Annotated in this window: 16 protein-coding genes; 6 read left to right on the forward strand and 10 right to left on the reverse strand. The window is 71.5% G+C overall.

Going from position 1 to position 20,193, the window contains the following annotated elements; genetic code table 11:
- Positions 1-53 precede the first annotated feature (53 nt).
- A complete protein-coding gene (gene ligD / locus RS82_RS14575; RefSeq protein WP_045300719.1) occupies positions 54-1,097 on the forward strand; it encodes a non-homologous end-joining DNA ligase in 1,044 nt (347 codons plus the stop codon).
- Positions 1,098-1,132: 35 nt separating this feature from the next.
- Here the strand turns inward: ligD and RS82_RS14580 are convergent, their stop codons facing one another.
- The 6 genes from RS82_RS14580 to RS82_RS14605 all read right to left on the reverse strand — a co-directional run bounded on the left by RS82_RS14580 (position 1,133) and on the right by RS82_RS14605 (position 9,501).
- A complete protein-coding gene (locus tag RS82_RS14580; protein WP_045300721.1) occupies positions 1,133-2,305 on the reverse strand; it encodes a serine hydrolase domain-containing protein in 1,173 nt (390 codons plus the stop codon).
- A 98-nt stretch (positions 2,306-2,403) separates the two neighbouring features.
- Complete coding sequence (locus RS82_RS14585) at positions 2,404-3,450, reverse strand: ATP-dependent DNA ligase (protein ID WP_045301110.1); 1,047 nt, start codon at positions 3,448-3,450, stop codon at positions 2,404-2,406.
- A 50-nt stretch (positions 3,451-3,500) separates the two neighbouring features.
- Positions 3,501-6,419, reverse strand: coding sequence for a helix-turn-helix transcriptional regulator (locus RS82_RS21960; protein WP_045300723.1), 2,919 nt, complete (start codon positions 6,417-6,419; stop codon positions 3,501-3,503).
- Between the two features lie 179 nt (positions 6,420-6,598).
- Positions 6,599-6,799, reverse strand: a complete 201-nt coding sequence (locus RS82_RS14595; protein ID WP_045300725.1) for a hypothetical protein — start codon at positions 6,797-6,799, stop codon at positions 6,599-6,601.
- A 245-nt stretch (positions 6,800-7,044) separates the two neighbouring features.
- Positions 7,045-8,199, reverse strand: a complete 1,155-nt coding sequence (locus RS82_RS14600) for an AI-2E family transporter (RefSeq protein WP_045300727.1) — start codon at positions 8,197-8,199, stop codon at positions 7,045-7,047.
- A 63-nt stretch (positions 8,200-8,262) separates the two neighbouring features.
- Positions 8,263-9,501, reverse strand: a complete 1,239-nt coding sequence (locus RS82_RS14605) for an acyl-CoA dehydrogenase family protein (protein ID WP_045300728.1) — start codon at positions 9,499-9,501, stop codon at positions 8,263-8,265.
- A gap of 222 nt (positions 9,502-9,723) precedes the next feature.
- Here RS82_RS14605 and RS82_RS14610 point away from each other — a divergent pair, with 222 nt between their 5' ends.
- The 4 genes from RS82_RS14610 (at position 9,724) to RS82_RS14625 (ending at position 13,392) form a co-directional block, all read left to right on the forward strand.
- Positions 9,724-10,662, forward strand: a complete 939-nt coding sequence (locus RS82_RS14610) for a hypothetical protein (RefSeq protein ID WP_052676861.1) — start codon at positions 9,724-9,726, stop codon at positions 10,660-10,662.
- Positions 10,659-12,383: a Dyp-type peroxidase gene (locus tag RS82_RS14615; protein ID WP_045300730.1), complete on the forward strand. Its 1,725-nt coding sequence runs from the start codon at positions 10,659-10,661 to the stop codon at positions 12,381-12,383. The genes RS82_RS14610 and RS82_RS14615 overlap by 4 nt, the downstream gene beginning before the upstream one ends.
- A 137-nt stretch (positions 12,384-12,520) precedes the next feature.
- Positions 12,521-12,928 carry an ester cyclase gene (locus tag RS82_RS14620; RefSeq protein ID WP_045300732.1) on the forward strand — a complete coding sequence of 136 codons (408 nt, stop codon included), beginning with the start codon at positions 12,521-12,523 and terminating at the stop codon, positions 12,926-12,928.
- 41 nt (positions 12,929-12,969) lie between these two features.
- The gene (locus RS82_RS14625) at positions 12,970-13,392 is read left to right on the forward strand and encodes a DUF1801 domain-containing protein (RefSeq protein WP_045301114.1); all 423 of its coding nucleotides are present in this window, start codon (positions 12,970-12,972) and stop codon (positions 13,390-13,392) included.
- On the opposite strand, the gene RS82_RS14630 is transcribed toward RS82_RS14625, so the two are convergent.
- The 4 genes from RS82_RS14630 to RS82_RS14645 all read right to left on the reverse strand — a co-directional run bounded on the left by RS82_RS14630 (position 13,389) and on the right by RS82_RS14645 (position 18,434).
- Positions 13,389-13,778, reverse strand: coding sequence for an MmcQ/YjbR family DNA-binding protein (locus tag RS82_RS14630; RefSeq protein ID WP_045300734.1), 390 nt, complete (start codon positions 13,776-13,778; stop codon positions 13,389-13,391). The genes RS82_RS14625 and RS82_RS14630 overlap by 4 nt on opposite strands.
- 53 nt (positions 13,779-13,831) lie before the next feature.
- A complete protein-coding gene (locus tag RS82_RS14635) occupies positions 13,832-14,944 on the reverse strand; it encodes an alcohol dehydrogenase catalytic domain-containing protein (RefSeq protein ID WP_045300736.1) in 1,113 nt (370 codons plus the stop codon).
- Positions 14,945-14,959: 15 nt separating this feature from the next.
- Positions 14,960-17,680, reverse strand: a complete 2,721-nt coding sequence (locus RS82_RS14640; RefSeq protein WP_045300738.1) for a cation-translocating P-type ATPase — start codon at positions 17,678-17,680, stop codon at positions 14,960-14,962.
- A gap of 64 nt (positions 17,681-17,744) precedes the next feature.
- Positions 17,745-18,434 (reverse strand): TetR family transcriptional regulator, encoded by a 690-nt coding sequence (locus RS82_RS14645; RefSeq protein WP_045300740.1) that lies wholly within the window; start codon positions 18,432-18,434, stop codon positions 17,745-17,747.
- Positions 18,435-18,593: 159 nt separating this feature from the next.
- Here RS82_RS14645 and RS82_RS14650 point away from each other — a divergent pair, with 159 nt between their 5' ends.
- Positions 18,594-20,141 (forward strand): FAD-dependent oxidoreductase, encoded by a 1,548-nt coding sequence (locus tag RS82_RS14650; RefSeq protein ID WP_245619622.1) that lies wholly within the window; start codon positions 18,594-18,596, stop codon positions 20,139-20,141.
- Positions 20,142-20,193: the final 52 nt, after the last annotated feature.

A 20,193-nucleotide genomic window follows, 5' to 3' on the forward strand; every position in this document is an offset into this window, starting at 1 on the left:
TCGCGCGGTGAGCGGGGTGACGGATGTCGCGGCTCCCCGCTAGCGTCTGATCCATGGCGTCCCCGCGGATCACCCTCACCGTGCCCGGCCCCGACGGCGATCGCGAGGTGGGGATCTCGAACCCCGACCGGGTGATCTGGCCGGAGGTCGGCATCACGAAGCGCGAGCTCGCGGAGTACCTCATCGCGGTGCAGGAGCCCTTCCTGGCCGCGAACGGCGACCGCCCCGTCTCTCTCGAACGGTTCCCCGAGGGTGTCGACGGCGAGCGGTTCTACTCGAAGAACCCGCCGAAGGGGGCGCCGGCCTTCGTCGAAGCCCAGACCGTCACGTACAACAGCGGGCGGCGGCATCCCCAGATCATCCTCACCGAGATCGCCGCGGCGGTGTGGGCCGTGCAGATGAACACGATCGTCTTCCACCCGTGGGCGTCGCTGACCGCGAACACCGACAACCCCGTCGAGCTGCGCATCGACCTCGATCCGCAGCCGGGAACGGATTTCACGGATGCTGCGGCCGTCGCCCCCGCGATGCGCGACGTCCTCGCCGAGGCGGGTCTGACGGCGTTCCTCAAGACCAGCGGCAATCGCGGCATCCACGTGTTCTGTCCGATCGAGCCGGAGTGGGAGTTCCTCGATGTGCGGCACGCGGTCATCGCCGCCGGCCGCGAGCTCGAGCGGCGTCTGCCTGACAAGGTGACGATGAACTGGTGGAAGGAGGAGCGCGGCGAGCGCATCTTCATCGACTTCAACCAGGCCAACCGCGACCGCACGATGGCCGGCGCCTACAGCCCGCGGGCGCTGCCGAACGCGACAGTGTCGACGCCCCTCACGTGGGACGAACTGGAGGCCGGGGTCGACCCGGCCGCGTTCACGGTGCGGACGGTTCCCCGGCGCCTGGCCGACGTCGGCGACCCGTGGGCGGACCTGCTCGCGAAGCCGGGGCGCATCGACACGCTGCTGGAGTGGTGGCAGCGCGACCTCGACGACGGGCTCGGCGAGCTGCCGTTCCCGCCGGACTTCCCGAAGATGCCCGGGGAGCCGCCCCGTGTGCAGCCCAGCCGCAAGAACGAGGCGAACTGGCCGAAGGATGACGCCTGAGCGTTCGCGCCACGGAGCGACCCGCAGGACGGGACTCACCCGGAGTCGGCGGACAGGTCGGCGAGGAGCAGACTCGCCAGTCCCACGGCGGTCGCACTCGCGTAACCGTGGTTCCCGCGCAGATCGTCGACCGTGACTTCGGAGGCGATCACCGCGACGGCATCCCTGACCGGATCGACGACGACCGCCGTTCCGCCCTCGCCCTGGACGTAGAACACGTCGCGACTCGGATCGATCCACCACTGGTAGCCGTAGCTGATGTCTCCATAGCCGATCGTGGCGACGACGGGGCTGGTCGCCTGGACGGCCCAGGTGGCCGACACCACCTGCTCTCCGCTCCACACCCCCTCGTCGAGGAAGAGCTGGCCGAGGCGGACGAGGTCCGTCGGGTGGAGTCGCAGGTGCGTGAAGCCGAGGTTCACCCCCTGCGGGTCGGCGGGCCAGGCGACCCCCGCATCCTGGTAGTCCTGGAGCAGTGCCTCGGGGTCGCCGGGGGTGAAGCGCTCCTCCCACCAGGGGTCGGTGTCGATCTCCAGCGGACCGAACAGCGTCTGCTCGGCGAACCGGAAGGGCGACATCCCGGTCGCCTCGGCGACGACGGCGGCGAGGATGTGAGTGCCCATGTCGGAGAAGAGGAACGCGCCGTCTCCCGGCCCGCGGGCCGCCCGGTCCGCGAGGATCGAGGCGACCCAGTCCGTCTGTGCATACAGGTCGGCCGGGCTTCCGCGGATGTCGCGCTCTTCGGACGTCGGCGCGAAATTCGCAGTGTGCGTGAGCACGGACTTCAGCTGGATGGCCGCGGTCTCGGGCGTGAGGGCGGCCGCGTAGTCGGGAAGCAGCTCACCGAGCGTCGCGTCGACTCCCGAGATGAGTCCGCGGTCGATGGCGATGCCGACGAGGGTCGACGTCACCGCGCGGGTGACGCCGCGCACGTCCCAGGTGTCGTCGGCGGTCGAATCCTCATACTGCTCATACACGAGTTCGCCGTGCTGCTGCACGAGCACCGCGCGGACCGCATCCTCGCCGTAGAGCGTGCCGAAGACGGCGTCGATGTCCTCACGGATCGCGTCGGCCGGTGGCGTCTGCTCGGGGAGCGAGGACGACGCTGACGAGCATCCCGAGATCAGCAGTGCCGCGAGCGCGGCGCACATCAACGCGACCCGCGTGCCTGCACGACCGCGAGAGCGCTGGTGGTCGATGCGGGCCATGGATGCCTCCGTCAGCAGTGACCCTGACCGCACGGTACACCCGCGCAGAGCACGCCAACAGAGCTCCGCCGGCAAGCACCCGCCCGCCGCGCGAAGCGTCAGACCAGGACGTCGGCGAGGTCGTACGCCGCGACCACCTCGAGTTGCTCGTACGTGCACGAGACGGGGTCTCGGTCGGGGCGCCAGCGCTCGAATTGCACGGTGTGGCGGAATCGCCAGCCTTCGAGCTGGTCGTAGCGCACCTCGAGCACGCGCTCGGGGCGCAGCCGTACGAACGACGAGTCGGCCCGACCCGCCTGGAAGCGCGACTTCTCGCCTTCGCCGCGCAGCGCCTCGCCGTCGGCGTCGCGCTCGACGAGCGGGGCGAGCTCTTCGATGAGCTCGAGCCGGCGGGCGTTGCTCCAGGCGGCCACGCCGCCGACGGGGTAGAGCGTGCCGTCCTCGCTGTACAGGCCGACGAGCAGGGAGCCGACACCCTCGCCCGACTTGTGGATGCGATAGCCCAACGCCACGACATCGGCGGTGCGCGCGTGCTTGATCTTGAACATCGTCCGCTTGCCCGGGGCGTACGGCTGATCGAGGGGCTTCGCGACCACGCCGTCGAGCCCGGCACCCTCGAACTCGGCGAGCCAGCGGCGGGCGAGGTCGGGGTCGTCGGTCGTGCGGGTGACGTGCACCGGGTCTGGCACGTCGCGCAGCAACTCGACGAGCCTCGCACGGCGCGTCGCGAACGGTTCGTCCTGCAGGTCGGTGTCGGCCACGGCGAGCAGGTCGAACGCGATGAATATCGCCGGGGTCTGCTCGGCGAGCATGTTCACGCGGGATGCCGCGGGGTGGATGCGCTGCGACAGCGACTCCCAGTCGAGCCGCCGCCGCCCGTCGCGGTCGATCGGCACGACGATCTCTCCGTCGAGCAGGCACGGCTCCGGCAGGAGCCGCGCGAACGCCTCGACGAGCTCGGGGAAGTATCGCGTGAGCGGCTTCGCGCCGCGCGACCCGATCTCGACGTTCTCGCCGTCCCACGAGATGAGGGCACGGAACCCGTCCCACTTCGGCTCGTAGCTCAACCCGCCCGCCGACTTCGCCGGCTCGGGAACGTCGGGAACCGACTTCGCGAGCATCGGCGCAGGGATCTCGTAGGGCATGCGCTCCATCCTGCCGCCCCCCGCCGACACCCGACAGGGGGCGTTCCTGGTCAGGCGGACGTGGGCGTCGAGGCCGAGGCGGCGTACAGCGCGGCCGCCTCGGCGCGGTTGGCGGCGCCGATCTTCGCGAGGATCGCCGAGACGTGCACGGACGCGGTCTTGGGACTGATGAACAGGCGCTGGCCGATCTGCGGGTTGGTCAGGCCTTCGGCGATCAGCTCGAGCACCTGCAGCTCGCGCGGCGTCAGCGTCGCGACGGCGCCGTGCGAGGAGTCGGCGGTCGCGGAACCGGGCGCGAGCCGCGCCTGGGTCGCGAGCTCGGTCGCCCAGCGTGCGACGCGGGCGACCCCGAGCGCCGGAGACTCGGCCGCGACGTCGCTCAGCAGGGTCGCGGCCTCGGTGCGCTCACCGGCGTCGATGAGCGCCCACGCGAGGCGGCAGCGCGCCGTCTGCACGTGCCAGATCGGCATGCCGCCGCCCGAGAGATCGTCGACGACTCCTCGCCACGCCTCGACGCGCTGGGCGGCGGGGACGCCGTCGGCGTCGGCCAGCGACGCCCGCACGAACCCTGCGACCGACCGTGCGAGCCCGACGCCGGGCAGCGTCTCGACCGCCGCCCCGATCCGCGCGCGTGCGTCCGGGTCGGGGGTCCGGCCGGGAGCGAGGGTCAGCAGGGCTGCCGTCAGCAGCGCGTACCGCCGCACCGCGGGCGTGCGCGCCTCGCCCTCGGCGGCCGCGAGGACGTCGGTGGCCACAGGGCCGATCTCCCCGCCGTGCAGCGCGAGCGCGGCCTCCGCGCGCTCGATCGCCCACCAGTCGTCCTTGTCGGGGTAGCGGCGCTGCGACTCCTCGATCCTGCCGCGCTCGGTGGCGAAGAGGTCGTCGCGCTCCGCCGCGCGGTCATCCCACGAGAGATGCGACGCGAGCCGGCGCACCACCGAGGCGCTGTCGACGGGGCTCAAGAGCCTGCGGGCGCGCTGCGCATACCTCAGGCCGGCGTCGGGCCGGCCCGTCGCGAACAGCGCGAACGACAGCGAATGCGCCAGCGCCGCCCCCGAGCCGCGCTCGATGCCGGCGCGCGAGACCTCTTCGAAGTGCTGCGCGCCGACGACGGAGGCCTCGTCGAACCGGCCTACCCGCAGCAGCATGTCGGTGAGCGCCTGACCGGCGTACGCGCGCATCGACGGGTCCAGGCGCAGCGTCACGGCGCGTTCGAGGGGCGCCAGCGCGCCGGGCTCGTCGTCCTCGTCGCCGGCGATGCGCCACGCCTCGACGGTCAGCGCGACCGCGAGGGCGTCGTCGTCGCCGGACTCCTCCGCCAGCGCGATCGCGCGGGCGGCGTAATGCGCCGCATCGGTGCCGTGCTCGTCGATCGCCATGTTCGTCAGCACCCGCGAGAGCAGGATCCTCGCGCGGCGGTCGTCGCTGCCCTCCAGCAGCGAGACGGCCTCGTCGATGTCGTCGCGCCGGCCCCGGTGCTCGAGGTTGAACGTCTCGACATACCGCCGCCGCAGCAGCGCGGCGCGTGTGATCGGATCGTCGGGGCAGACGGCGAGCCCCTCGTTCGCCGATCGCAGCGCGCGCTCCGGGTCGCCGAGATCGTGCCACGCCTGCGCCGCGTCGAGGTGCAGGGCCGGCAGCGTCGTGCCGGAGCGGTTCTCGGCATCCGGGACCTGATCCCAGAGCTCGGCGAGACGCTCGGCGAGCTTCGCGGCGGTCGCGGGGGAGAACCGGGACCGCGTCTCCTGCAGGGCGACCACCGTCGCGTCGAAGGCGGCCGGCAGGTCGCGCGCGGCGAGCCAGTGCTCGGCGACGGCGGACGCGTCGTCGGGCGACTCGCCGCGGTGATCGCGAAGGTGCTCGGCGTACCGACGGTGGACGCGCACGCGCTCACTCGGCAGCATCTCGCCCTCGACCGCCTCGCGGGTGAGCGCGTGCCGGAAGGCGTAGCCGGCACCGTCGGCGACGATCACGCGCGTGTCGATGGCCTCGCGCACGGCGTGGTCGAGCGCGTGCTCGTCGAGTGCGGTCACGGCGGCGAGCACATCGTCGTCGACGTGCACTCCGCCCGCGGCCATCGTGCGCAGGGCCTGCTGCGCGTCCTCGCCGAGGCGCGCGTAGCGCGCGAGCACGAGCTCGCGCAGCGTGTCGGGAAGGGCGCGGTCGCCGAGATCCACGAGCTCCTCGACGAGGAACGGGATGCCGCCGCTGCGCTCCGCGAGCGCCTCGACGACACGCGGGTCGAGGCCGCCGGCCAGCTGCGCGACCTGCTCGGCGACCTCGTCCGGGTTCAGTGGCGTCACCTCGACACGCACGACGGAGCGCGTGCGGTCGAGCTCGGCGAGGACGGGCCGCAGGGGGTGGAAGCGGTCGATGTCGTCGGAGCGGTACGTGGCGACGATGGTGAGCCGGCGGCCCCGGAGCGTGCTGGCGAGGGTCTTCAGCAGAGCCATGGTCGCGGCATCCGCCCACTGCAGGTCTTCGAGCACGACGATCACGTGCCGGCGCTGCGAGAGGCGCTCGAGGAGCACCTCGATCGCCTCGGCGAACTCCCCGGTCGCCTCTTCGGCTTCGGGCGTCTCGTCGGCGATGCCCGGCACGAGGGCGGCGAGGCTCGCGATCGCCGCGGCGGAGCCCGCGGCCTCGCGCAGCGCGTCGGTGCCGACGGCGGCGTGCAGGTCGCGCAGCACCCGGCGGACCGGGCCGAACGCGGCGCCGATGGGGCCGAGGTCGACGCACTGGCCGAACGCGACGACCGGCTCGTCGTCGGGATCGGACCGTGACCCGAGCGGATCGGCCGTGACGAGGGCGAGGAACTCCTGCACCAGCCGGGTCTTGCCGACCCCCGCCTCGCCGCGCACGATCACGGTGCGCGGCACTGCGCGCACACCGTCGTCGTACGCCTCGAGGAGGGCGGCGAGCTCGGTGTGCCGGCCGACCATGCGCGGGCTCGAGGAGGGAGCGGGCATGGTCATATCGTGGCACCTTCCGGGCATCGGATGTCGTTCATGTGCGTCTCCTGTCGGATGCCCGCCGCGGGGGGCCCTCGCAGAGGGTGCGGAAGCGGGCGGAGCCCCTGCGACTCCGCCCCCTTCCGGCGCACATCCGTGGGCAGACCTCGGGGTGTGCGCTCCCCGTCCGGAAAGCGTCAGTGGCTCGGCGCGACCGATGCGCCGCTGTTCGAGCCGTGGTGCAGCACCCCGCGGAACCAGGCGGCGAGCGGCTGGCCGTCGGGCCGTGCCGGCGACTGGCCGCGCTCGCGGTGGATGCGCATCAGCTCGTTCTCGTGAGCGAGGTCGGCGGCGCGGTGCTGGTCGAGGATGTAGCCGGTGTAGGTCATGTCGTTCATGGGTCTCTCCCGTCTGCGACGGAACCCTGGAGGCGGTTCCGGTTGTGCTGACAGGTACGACTTTCCTCGCTAAGGGGGGCGCCGCTCATCGGGCGATCGCCTTGTCTTGGCGGCCGCGGGTGCCCTAGTGCGCCGCCTGGGTGCCTTAGTGCGCCGTCGTGCCTCAGCGCGCCGCCGGGGTGCCTCAGTGCGCCCCCGGGGTGCCAGAGGCGGGCTCGTCTCGCCCTCGCCTCACGCGTCCGGCGTCACTCGGCGACCGGATGCTTCGGCCTTGCCCACCGTGCCGGAAGATCCGGCCCGTCCCACACCTGGACGATGCCCCACGCGGCTGCGGCGATGGGCACCGCGAGCACCGCGCCGACGATGCCGCCGAGCACGGTGCCGACGGTCAGGGCGACCAGGATCACGAAGGCGTGCAGCTTCATCGACCGGCCCATCAGCACCGGCTGCAGGAAGTTGCCCTCGAGCTGGTTGACCAGCACGACCACCCCGACGACGAGGAGGGCGTTGAACCAGCCGTTGGCGACGAGCGCGACGAGGGCGGCGAGGATGCCGGCGAGCGTGGCGCCGACGATCGGGATGAACGCAAGCAGGAACACCAGCACCGAGAGGGGGATCGCCAGCGGCACCTGGAGGATGAGCAGACCGATCAGGATGCCGATCGCATCGACCGCCGCGACGGTAGCGGTGCCGCGCACGTAGGATCCCAGCACGGTGGTGGTCTTGTCGCCGATGCGCCGAGCGCGCAGGTAGTCCGCGCCGTGGAACGGCCGCAGCAGGAACTCCCACATCTGGGGCCCGTCCTTGAGGAAGAAGAACAGGATCGTCACCATCAGCACGAGCCCGGTGACGAAGTTGGCCACGGCGCTCACGCCGGCGAGCGCGCCGGAGCCGAACTGCGCGCTCGTGACGAAGTCGGTGAGCGTGGCGACCCACTCGTCGATCTGATCCGGCTGCAGGAAGTCGAACGGCAGCGTCTGCACCCAGGCGAGGAGGCTCTGGAATCCGTCTTCGGCCTGGGCATACAGGTCCTCCCACTGGTTCTGCACCGCCCACGCGATGAGCCAGCCGAGAAGGCCCAGGAGCACCACGATCGCGATCATCGTGATCAGGGTCGCGAGGATCGAGGGGACGCCGCGGCGCCGCATCCAGCTCATCACCGGGTGGAAAGCGCAGGCGAGGATGAGCGCGATCACGAGGGGGATGGTCACGAGCGTCAGCGACTGGATCGTGAAGACGATCCCCGCGACCACCGCCACCACGACGATGATCTGGATGGCCCGGATGCCGAGCTTGCCGAATCCGTCGGCCCACAGGCTCCACGGCGCACGGGTGGCCTTCGGCTCGACGTCGTGCGAATCGAGGACCACGCGCTGCGGGTCGTTACGGAACAGTCCCATGTGCCGAGCGTATTCAACGCCGCCGGCGAACCCGGGCGGGTTGCGCCGGAACGCCGCCAAGAGCTAGGCGAATGCGCTCATACCCGTGATGTCGCGGCCGATGAGCAGCGCCTGCACGCTCTCGGTGCCCTCGTACGTGTGGATCGCCTCGATGTCGGCCAGGTGCTGCATGACGCCGTTCTCGAGCAGGATGCCGTTGCCGCCGAGCATGTCGCGGGCGGTCGACGCGATCCGGCGTGCGGCGCGGGTGTTGTGGTACTTCGCGAGCGAGGCCTGCGTCGGGCGCAGCTCGCCGCGCTCCTCGAGATCGGCCATCCAGCGGCAGTACAGCTGCATCGCGGTGAGCTCCTCGAGCATGTTCGCGAGCCGCTCCTGCACCATCTGGAACTTCGCCAGAGGCTTGCCGAACTGGATGCGCTGCTGCGAGTACGACAGCGCCGCCTCGTAGCAGGCGGTCGCATGACCGAGCGCCGACCAGGCGACACCCGAGCGGGTCGAGTACAGCACGGTCGAGGCATCCTTGAAGCTCTTGGTGCCGGGCAGCACGGCATCGGACGCCACGCGCACGCCGTCGAGCGCGATGTGCGCCTGATGGATGCCGCGCAGCGACGCCTTGCCGGTGATCACCGTGCCGGTGTAACCCGGGGCGTCCTGCTCGACGAGGAAGCAGCGCACCGCGCCGTGGAACTCGTCGTCGTCCGCCTCGACACGCGCCCACACGAACGTGATGCCGCCCGAGGCGCCGTTGCCGATCCACTTCTTCGCGCCGTCGATCACCCATTCGCCGGTGGACGAGTCCCGGCGGGCGACGGTCTCGAGGGACACCGAGTCCGATCCGTGGTCGGGTTCGGTGAGGGCGAAGGATGCGGCGACCTCGCCGCGTGCGATCGGCACCAGCCAGCGGGCCTGCTGCTCGTCGCTGCCGAACAGCGCGAGCGTGCGGAGGGCGAGGCCGCCCTGGACCGCGAGCACGGTGCCGAGCGAGCCGTCGCCGCGCGAGATCTCCATGTTCACCAGTCCCGCCGCCAGAGGCGAGAAGCGCGTCAGCGCGGGGTGGACGATGCCGTCGTTGAAGAGGTCGAGCGCGCCGCCGCGCATCGCGATGTCGAGCGGGTACTCGCCGGTGTCCCACGCGTCCTGCATGCGCGTACCCACCTCGTCGACGTACGCCTGCGCCCGCTCCCACACCTCGCGGTCGGCGGCGGGGATGTCGCCGAACACGGCGTAGTAGTCGGTGCCCCGGCGGCGGGTGACATCGTAGCCCTCGACGCGCTGGCCGGGGCGGGGCTGGAAGTCGGTCACGATCGGACTCCTGGCGGTGGGTGCGGGTGGTGCGGTATCCGATTCTCGTGGAACTGAATCCCACGATCAATAGTACTCAGTCTCATCGTCCCCTCCCACCCGGACTGTTCGCGCCGATCCGGAATTCGGAGCTCGCGTCCGTTTCCGGAGCGTCGGTGGCGCATAACTTCGGAAAGGGCGTGGTTCTGCGAATTCCGGATCCGCTGCGCTAGCTTCTCGAGCATGGAACTGGTCCGGTTCTCGGCGCCCGCACACCTCGACGATGCGGGGCCGGCATCGGATTTTCCCGATCAGTGGCACGACCTCGTCAGCGGGCTGATCGCCGCGTCGACCGAGGTGAGCGGGCGCGGCGCGTACGTGAACCCGACGCTGCGTCCCGGGCGACGCGATCGCGCGCGGGCGATCACCTGGACGGGACTCTCGAGGCCGTTGCTCATGGAACACCGCGACGACCGCCGCGCCGCGTACGCGGCGGCGGAGTCGCGCGAGGTGCAGATCGAGTACCTCGAATGGCACGTCGAGAAGGTCGACGGCAGGATCGCGCGCGTCACCTTCACCACCGAGACGCCGGAGTACTGGATGCTGCTCGCCGAGCTGCACCCGGAGGCCGTGCTCGCGCTCTACCGGCGATTCGTCTCGCCGGCCGTCGCTGAGCAAGACCTCTTTCCCGACGGCGGCGCATACGACCCCCGGAACCGGTGGAATACGACCGACGGCATCGTGCACTACGTCATGCCCATCAACTCGATGGGCGATCTGCTCGGAGTCTCCCAGGAGAGCGAGCCGTCGCAGCACGCCATCGACGGCTACGACGCGCTGCCGTATTCGAGGGCGACCGGTGCCGACGCCCGCATCAACTTCGACGTCTGGGCGATGTCGCGGCAGGGGCTGTCGGTCGCCACGGCGGATCCGCCCGGCCTCTACATGATCGGCTGGGACGACTCGGGCTGGACCAAGCCCGACGGCACGCCTGTCGGCGACTACTGGACGATCGAGCGCGGCGCACGAGGCGCGGCGTTGCGGGTGGCGTACGAGGTGCCGGCAGATGAGGGGTTCCGGGTGGGCGACATCCGCATCGGCGGGCGACCGATCGACTTCGGCGGCCAGATCGCCGAGCACATCACCATGTCGGCGCACGTCGTGAGCGGGGGAGCGGCATGAGCGGCGAGGGAGCGCACGCGCTGGCACGGCTGATGCCGGCCGGCGTCCCGCGCCTTTCGGGAATCGAGCTGCCTACGCCCGAGCCGGCGCCCGTCGCCCGGTCGCTCGCGGCGGACGCGGTCCCGGAGGGGGAGCCGCGGTTCGATCCGGCGACGACCGCCGACATCCAGGGCAACGTCATCCCCGGGTTCAACAAGGATCACCAGCGGTTCCTGTTCCTGCGGATCGACGAGGTCGACCGCGCCCGCGCCTGGCTCGAGTGGCTCGCGCCGCGCCTCAGCAGCATGCAGGAGGTGCTCGACTTCCGTCGCGAGTTCCGGCGGGAGCGACTGCGGACGGGCGCCACCGAGCCCACGACACCCGCCACCTGGGTCGCCTTCGCGCTCTCGGGCCCGGCCGTCGCGAAGCTTCTGGGCGACGAGGCGCTGGACGCGATGAGCGATGCCGCCTTCCGGCAGGGGCTCGCCGCGCGTTCGACCTACCTCGGTGATCCGGCCGACCCCGCGAGGTCCGGACACCGCGCCCGCTGGCGCGTCGGCGGCGATGAATCGGAGGCCGACTTCCTGGTGACGGTCGCCGCCGATTCCGCCGCGGATGCCGAGGCCGAGGCATCCGCGATCCTCGAAGCGGGTGCGCGGAACGGGGTGTCGGCGCTCTTCGCTCAGGCCGGCGAGAACCTGCCTGGCAACCTCGGCGGGCACGAGCACTTCGGCTTCAAGGACGGCGTCTCGCAGCCCGGCGTGCGGGGCGCGACGGCCGATGGCGAACTGCTCGCACCGCGTTACCTCGACCCGCGCGACCCGCACGCACGCCTCTTCGGGAAGGCGGGTCAGCCGCTCGTCTGGCCGGGACAGTTCGTGCTCGGGATGCCGCGGCAGAACCCCGCCGATCCGCTCGTGCCCGCGGCCGACGAAGGGGTGTTCCCCGACTGGGCACGCCTCGGCTCGTACCTGGTCTGCCGGCGCCTCGCGCAGGACGTGCCCGCGTTCTGGGACTTCGCGGCCGCCGCGAGCGCGGAGTACGGCACGGATCCGGTGCATTTCGCCTCGCTGATGGTCGGCCGCTGGCCGAGCGGCGCTCCCCTCTCCCGAACACCGGATCGTGACGACCTCGACCTCGCCGGCGACGAGTTCGCGCACAACCACTTCCAGTTCGACGACGGCACGAAGGCGTGGACGCCGGACGCCGGCCTCATCGAGGGCGGCTACGGCGGCGACGGGCACCCGAAGGCACGGGCCGACGTCTTCGGCGACGTGTGCCCGATGGCGGGGCACATCCGCAAGGTGAACCCGCGCGACAGCGGCACCGACTTCGGCGCCCCCGCCGACACGATGATGCGGCTGATGCTGCGTCGCGGCATCCCGTACGGGCCCGTGCTCGCGGGTGTCACCGATCCGTCACCGGAACTGGTCGCTGCCGAGCGCGGCCTCATGTTCGTCGCGCACATGGCGTCGATCGAGGACCAGTTCGAATTCGTCACCCGGCGGTGGGCGAACTCCGCCCTCCAGCCCAACGCCGGCGGGCATGACCCGGTCATCGGCCAGGCCGACGTCTACGGCCGCCGCGACCGCTCGTTCGAGGTGCGCACACCGTCGGGGAAGGCCCACAGGTTCGTCCTCGACCGCGAGTGGGTGACGCCGACCGGCGGCGGCTACTTCTTCGCCCCGGCGATCTCGGCCGTGGGCGGGCACCTGGCGGGGGAGGCCACGCCGGCCGGCTGACCGGCCGGCTGCCGACGCTCAGCTCTCGGGGTCGTACGGGAAGGCTCGCAGCTCCTGCGCGCGCCGGCAGGCGACCGCGAGCCGACACCTCCGACATACGCCATCCCGCCGTGCGGGCCGCCCCGGATAATGAGGAGGTGGAGCTGTGGGAGATGCGCGAGTGGTACGCCGACTTCCTCGACGCATGCAACCGCCACGACCTCGATGCCATCCGGTCGTTCCTGCATCCCTCGGTGCGCCGCGCCCACCTTCCGGCGGGTGCCGACGCCTGGATCTCCGACCTGGCGGATCTGTTCGCCGCTTTCCCGGACTGGCGGTGGCGGCGCATCCAGCTCGTCGCCGAGGACGACCGCCTCGCCGCCCACGTGCGCGGCGCCGGCACCCAGGTCGGCGCGTACCTCGGCGTCGAGCCCACCCGCCGTCACGTCAACGTCGCCGAATTCGCGATGTACCGGGTGGTCACAGGCCGGATCACCGAGTACTCCGGCTCCGATGCGCGGTTCGAGGTGCGGGAGCAGCTGAGCGGATCGCCCGTCGGCCGTTGACCGGTCTGCCGGGCGGGGTGACCGCGCGCCATAATGACGACGTGAGCGAGATCAAGACCCAGGCGACGGACGCGGATGTGTCGGCTTTCCTCGAGTCGGCGACGCCGCGGCGACGGCGCGACGATGGGATGGCCCTGGCGGAGATCTTCGGCGAGGTGACCGGAGCCGAGCCCGTCATGTGGGGTCCGTCGATGGTCGGCTATGGAAGCTATCGCTACGTGTCTCCGTCAGACACCAAGCGGCAGGGCCAGTGGCCCAAGGCCGCGTTCTCACCGCGCAAGGCGCAGCTCTCGCTCTACGGGCTGAAGGACCTCCCCGCCGGCGCCGAGCTGCTGCCGGAGCTCGGAGAGTACACCGAGGGTGCGGGCTGTGTGTATGTCAAGAAGCTCGACGACGTCGATCTCGACGTCCTGCGGCGGCTGATCGCCATCGCGTGGGGGCGCGGCGACGACCCGCTGCCCTAGCCCGCGTGGTCGTCGAGCGCCCGGCGCAGGTACTTCGGCGCCTGCACGCGCCACGCCTCGGTGACCAGCTCGGCGAGGTGCTCCTCGTCGATGCCGGCCATGCGGAACGCGACCTTCGGCTCGCCCCACGGCGTGGTCGTGCGCAGGAACACGTCGGGCTCCATCTCGACCAGGGCCAGGGCGTCGATCGGATCGGCGACCTTGACACCGACGACGAGCTCGGACGCGATGATGGCCCGCATGTCATCGGGGATGCTCGGCCAGGGGTGGCACTCCCAGGCGTAGAGCTTGCCGCGCACGAACCAGGCAGCGCCGCCCGTCGTCGTGCGCTCTTCGCTGCCCGGAAGCGCGGCCGCGGTGCCGCGCAGATCGTCGAGGGTGGCCACGCCCAGAGCCTACGGCGCCCCTCCGACGCGCCCGTGGCCCCTGTCCCGTTCGCTCAGAACGTGATCAGCTGGCGCAGCTCGCCGCCCGCGGCGAGCCGGTCCATCGCGGCGTCGAGGTCGTCGAGACCGATGCGGGACGAGACGAGCCTCTCGAGCGGCAGGCGCCCCGCGCGCCACAGCTCGACGTAGCGCGGAATGTCGCGGCTCGGCACGGCGGAGCCGAGGTAGCTGCCGACGACGGTCCGTGCTTCGGCGGTCAGCAGCAGCGGAGACACGCTCGCGCGCGCGTCGGGCGCCGGCAGTCCCACCGTGACGGTGGTGCCACCCGGCGCAGTGAGGGCGAGCGCGGTCTCGAACGCGCGCGCGGCGCCGGCCGCCTCCACGACGACGGGGGCACGGATGCCGCGGTCAACGGCTTCGGCGGGAGTCAGCGCCTCGCTCGCCCCGCACGCCAGGGCGGCGGCGAGCTTCGAGGGCATCGTGTCGACCCCGATCACCTCGTGTCCGAGCGCGACCGCGACGAGGAGGGCCGCCATGCCCACGCCGCCGAGACCCACCACGACGACACGGCCTCCCGTCGCGGGGCGGCCGGCGTTGACGACCGCTCCGCCGCCCGTGAGCACCGCGCAGCCGAGGAGTGCGGCGATCTCGGGCGGCACGTCGGTGTCGACGCGCACGACCGACGCGCGACTCACCACGGCGTGGGTGGCGAAGGCCGAGACGCCGAGGTGGTGGTGCACCTCCTGCTGCTCGCCCCCGCGATCGCGATGGAGACGGATGCCGCCGCCGAGCAGCGTCCCGGCGGCATTGGCCGCCGAACCCGGCGTGCACGGCAGCCGCCCGTCGGTGAGGCATCCGTCGCACTCGCCGCAGCGGGGAAGGAACGTCATGACCACGCGATCGCCGACGGCGACGCCGCCGGCGCCGGCGCCGACCTGCTCGACGATGCCCGCGGCCTCGTGGCCCAGCAGCATCGGGACCGGACGCACGCGGTTGCCGTCGACGACGCTGAGGTCGGAGTGGCAGACGCCCGCGGCTTCGATCCGCACGAGCAGCTCGCCGTCTCCGGGCGGCTCGAGCTCGAGCTCGCCCACCGTGAACGGGTGCGTCTGCGCGAACGGCGACGGGGCGCCCGAGACCTCGAGCACTGCTGCGGTGATCTTCATCTCTCCGTGTACGTGTCAGGGCTGTGCGGCGCGGCGGCGGAGCCGCGCGCGGCGGATCCACTTCTCGAGCTCGATCAGCACCGGCACGAGCAGGGCCAGGCCGAGCGCGGTGAGCCACTCGTCGCCCGTGAGGCTGATCGTGCCGACGAGACGCTGCATGAACGGCACCTCGACCGCGACGACCGTGAGGGCGAGCGGGATCGACAGCCACTTCACCGCGTCGATGATCGGGGCGGCGAGACCCGACTCGGGGTCACGGCGCATGACGAGACCGCCGAAGATCGAGCCCAGTGCGCAGACCACGAACGCCATGGTCACCGGCATGTTGGGCTCGGTCGAGCTGAGCAGGTCGGGGTAGAGGAGCAGGGGGACGAGCGTCGTGATGAAGATCAGGCTGCCGTAGACGAACCAGAGCGTGACGGCGGCCGGGTTGGCGATCGTCTTCTTCGGATCGCGCGGCGGCTTCAGCATGATGCCGTCGGGCGCCGGATCGAGGAGGATCACGATGACCGGGAAGATGGCGATGAAGAAGTTCAGGAACAGCACCATGATCGGCGTGAGCGGCACGCCGTTGTTGATGTCGAAGATGCTCGCGACGAGGAACAGGAGCACGAGCGAGAACAGCTGCGACATCTGGAACCGGACGTAGCTGACGATCTTCTCGTAGATCGACCGGCCGAGCCGCACCGCCGTCACCAGCGTGCCGAAGTTGTCGTCGACGAGGATCATCTTCCCCGCCTGCTTCGTGACGTCGCTGCCGGAGCCCATCGCGACGCCGATGTCGGCCTGCTTGAGCGCGGCGGCGTCGTTCACGGCGTCGCCGGTCATCGCGACCACCGCGCCCTCCTCCTGCATGAGGCGGGCGAGACGCAGCTTGTCCTCGGGGGTGACGCGGCCGAACATGTGCAGGCGCGGGAGGGCGGCCTTCAGCTCGTCGTCGCTCATCGCCTGGATCTCGGCGCCGCTGGCCGCGCCGTCGCCGAGCCCGAGCTTCGCGCCGATCGCGGCCGCCGTGATCGCGTGGTCGCCCGTGATCATGCGGACCTCGATGCCGGCCTCGCGCGCGATGCGCACGGCCTCCTTCGAGGACGGCCGCAGCGGGTCGATGATGCCCACGAGACCGACGAACGTGAGGTCGGCGACGGCCGCCATGGGGTCGTCGGCCACGGGTGCGTCGGGGGCGAACCGGCGGAACGCGAACGCCAGGACGCGCAGCCCCTGCTCGGAGAGCGAGCGGTTCGCCTCGAGAATCGCGTCGCGGCGGTCCGCGATGGGCACGACGCCCTCCATCGTCGCGACCGAGCTGCAGCGGTCGAGCACGACGTCGGGTCCGCCCTTGACGTAGCCGACGAGGGTCTCGACGCCTTCCACGGGGATCTCGTGGAATGTCCCCATGAACTTGTACGCCGAGTCGAACGGCACCTCGGCGATGCGCGGGAACTTCGCCCGCGTGAGCCCAGCGTCGGCGCCGAGCTTCGCGGCGAGCACGACGAGGGCGGCCTCGGTGGGATCGCCGATCACGGCGCCGTCGTCGGAGACGGTCGCGTCGCTGCAGAGGGTGAGTCCGAGCGCGAGCTGGTTGAACTGGGGTACCGGCAGGCCCGCGACGTGGCGCACTTCGCCGGTCTTCTCGTAGCCGGAGCCCGCGACGTTGAACCACTCGCCGCGGTAGTACAGCGACTCGACCGTCATCTCGTTCATCGTGAGCGTGCCGGTCTTGTCGGAGTTGATGGCGCTCGTCGCGCCCAGCGTCTCGACGTCCGTCAGGTTCTTGACGACGGCCTTGTGCTCGGCGAGCTGGCGCGAGCCGTACGAGAGCATGGCCTGGACGAACGAGGGCATGCCGGTCGGGATCGCCGAGATCGCCATCGAGATGCCGAGGAGGATCACCGACGCGATCTCCTGGCCGCGCAGCAGGCCCGTGATGATGATGATGGCGACCGCGCCCCACGCGATCCAGCCGAGCACGCCGGTGAGCGCGTCGAGCTCGCGCTGCAGCGGGGACTTGGCGGGCTTGACCGCCGAGAGCATCGACGCGATCTGGCCCATCTGCGTCTGCATGCCGGTGTCGGTGATGACCACCGTCGCCGTGCCGCGCGTGACCTGGGTGTTCTGGAACACCATGTCGGTGCGGTCGCCCAGCGTCGTCTCGGGGTCGGTCAGGGTGCCGGCGTCCTTCGGGATCGGCGCACTCTCGCCGGTGAGCGCCGCCTCCTGCGTCTCGAGCGTCGCCGAGCGCAGGATGCGGCCGTCGGCAGGCACGATGTCACCCGCCTCGAGGGCGACGATGTCACCCGGCACCAGGGTGGTGGCGTCGACCTGCAGCAGCGAGCCGTCACGGACGACCTTCGCCTGGGGGATCTGCATCTTGGCGAGGGCGTCGACGGATGCCTTCGCCTTGAGCTCCTGCCGCGTGCCGAGCACGATGTTCAGCACGACGAGCGCGCCGACTAAGATGCCGACGCTGACCTGATTGATGAACAGGCTGATGATCGCGACCGCGACCAGCATGACGTTCATAGGATCGGCCAGCTGCTGCAGGGCGACCTGCCACGTCGACGGAGGCTTTTCGGCCGCGATCGAGTTGGGCCCGTGCTCGGCGAGCCGCTGGGCCGCGTCGGCGGCCGTCAGGCCGCGGTCGCGGTCGCTGCGCAGCGCGGCGACGACGGCATCTGGATCCTGCGTGTACCAGGCGGCTTCGGCAGGAGTGTCGGCAGTGGTCTCCACGGCGCTCATGGCATGAACATACCGTCGGGGCGCGCACCTCAGGCAAGCAAATCGCCCGGCAGCGTCGGAGATCTCAGTCGTCGAGGCGCTCGCGCAGGCGGCGAGCCAGCTCAGCCGTCGGCATCGCCCGCGGGAACACGGCCACGACGACCTGTTCGGCCGCGGGATCCGCTTCGCGATCGGGCAGCACGCCGAACCGCCGGCGGGCGTCGTCGAGGGCCGTGCGCAGCACTGCGACCGGCACCTTCTTCGGGCCGCGGATGAGCCGGCGCAGCACGTGGTTGTGGATCGCGGTGATGAGCGCCGAGAACCCGACGGCGTCCAGCGGGTCCAGGCCCGGAAGCGACGCGCGAAGGTACTCGTCGAAGAGCCGCTCGTACCGGAACACCGTCACGATCTCGCGATCGCGCAGCGCCGGCACGCCGCGCACGACCGCATAGCGGCGCCGGGCGAGCTCGGGGTCCGCCGCGAAGTGCGCATACACGAAGACGGATGCCTCGCACACGGCCGCCCACGGATCCCGATGCGGCTGCGCCAGGAACTCGCGCAGACGCTCGAGGAGCAGTTCGTGGTCGGCGAAGACGACGTCGTCCTTGCCCCCGAACTGCCGGAAGAACGTCGAGCGCGACACGCCGGCCGCCTGCGCGATCTGCTCCACCGAGGTCTGGTCGAACCCCTGTTCCGCGAACAGCTCGAGCGCGGCGGCGACCACGGCCGAGCGGGAGGCGGCCTGGGTGGCGGAGGCGGCAGCGGTGTCGGACATCTCGGGGAGAGCCTAATGCGCCCACCGCCGTCGGTGCGGCATGCCGTCGCGCGCCGCGCCCGCATCCGGTCCCGTGCTGTCAACGGGGTCGACACACCGCATGCGGAGGTCTTCTATAGGTCCATGGCGCCGATCTGGAGGACAGAAGCCGACAGCGTCATGGGCACGCCCTTCCAATCCGCCCGGCGTCGAGACGTCGTGGTCGTGGGCGCGGGGCTCACGGGCCTGTCGACGGCACTGCTGCTGACGCGCCAGGGCATGGACGTCGCCGTGGTCGACGCCGCCGAGGTGGGCGCGCTCGCGTCGGGCGCCAACACCGGAAAGCTGACGCTGCTGCAGGGATCAGTTCTCTCAGGTCTGCGCCGCCACCATCCCGCGCACCTCGTCCGTGCCTACGTCGAGTCCAACCGCGACGGCGCCGAGTGGCTCACAGGGATCGCCGACGAGCTCGGCGTGCCGTACTCGCGGCGCGCCGCCTATTCGTACGCACAGACGCCGCAGGGCGCCGAGCGCATCGAGGCGGAGCTTCGTGCGGCGGTCGAGGCCGGTCTCCCGGTGCGGCGGGTGGAACCCGATCAGCTCGCGCAGTCCCCGTTCGACATGGTCGACGCCGTCGCGCTCGATCGTCAGGTCGCGATCGATCCGTACCGCCTCCTCGTCGCGCTCGCGCGGGCGCTGCTGCGTGAGGGAGGGACGCTGCACACCGGCGTGCGCGTCACGCGCGTGCACGCCGTGCCGTGGGCAGGCGTCGAGACGACGAGGGGCTTCATCGCGGCGAACCACGTCGTGCTCGCGACCGCGACCCCGATCATCGACCGCGGGCTCTATTTCGCCAAAGTGCGGGGGCTACGCTCGTCGTGCGTCGCGTTCGCGACCGACGGACCTCTCCCCGAAGGCCTCTACATCTCGGTCGACGGCGAGACGAAGTCGGTGCGGTCGATCACGCCTGAGGACGGCCCGGCCGACGCCGCCCAGCTCGTCGTCGGCGGCAACGGCTTCCCGGTGGGGCGCGCGTCCTCCCCGCTCGCGGCCGTGAACAGCCTCGTGGCGTGGACGCGGCACCACTTCCCTGGTGCCGAGCCGGTGGCCTCGTGGTCGGCGCAGGACTACGAATCGCACGACCTCATCCCGTTCGTGGGCGCGATGCCGCGAGGGCTCGGCCGCATCCGGTTCGCCACCGGGTACGCGAAGTGGGGACTGTCCAACGCGTCCGCCGCGGCGCTGAGGCTGACGGCCGAGATCTGCCGTGTCCCGCGACGCGAGCGTCCCGACTGGATGAACGTGATCTCCACGCGTTTCACGGTGCCGGCCGATCTCGCCCGTGGTGGCGTCGAGAATCTCCGGGTCGGGTGGGAGGCGGCGTCGGGGTGGATCGGCGCCCAGGCGGTGCCCACGCCGGTTCGCCGGCCGGCCGAGGGCGAGGGCGTCGTCGCCAGCCGTGCCGGCCAGCCCGTCGGCATCTCGACCGTCGACGGGCGCACCTGCGCGGTGAGCGCGGTCTGCACGCACCTCGGCGGGGTGCTGCGGTGGAACGACGCCGACCTCACGTGGGACTGTCCGCTGCACGCGTCGCGGTTCACGGCGGACGGATGCCGCATCGAGGGGCCCGCGCTCCGCGACCTCCCGCGCCTGCCGCGTGTGCCGGGCGAGGAACTCGACGACGAGCCCGGCGCGTCGCTGCGGTCAGAACCGGACATCGACCGGTAGTAGGCTGGGGGACTGGTCGATATCTCGACGTCGAGACGCTTTTGAGCGTCGT

Origin of the sequence: Microbacterium trichothecenolyticum, from assembly GCF_000956465.1 — a bacterium.
Classification (GTDB): domain Bacteria; phylum Actinomycetota; class Actinomycetes; order Actinomycetales; family Microbacteriaceae; genus Microbacterium; species Microbacterium trichothecenolyticum.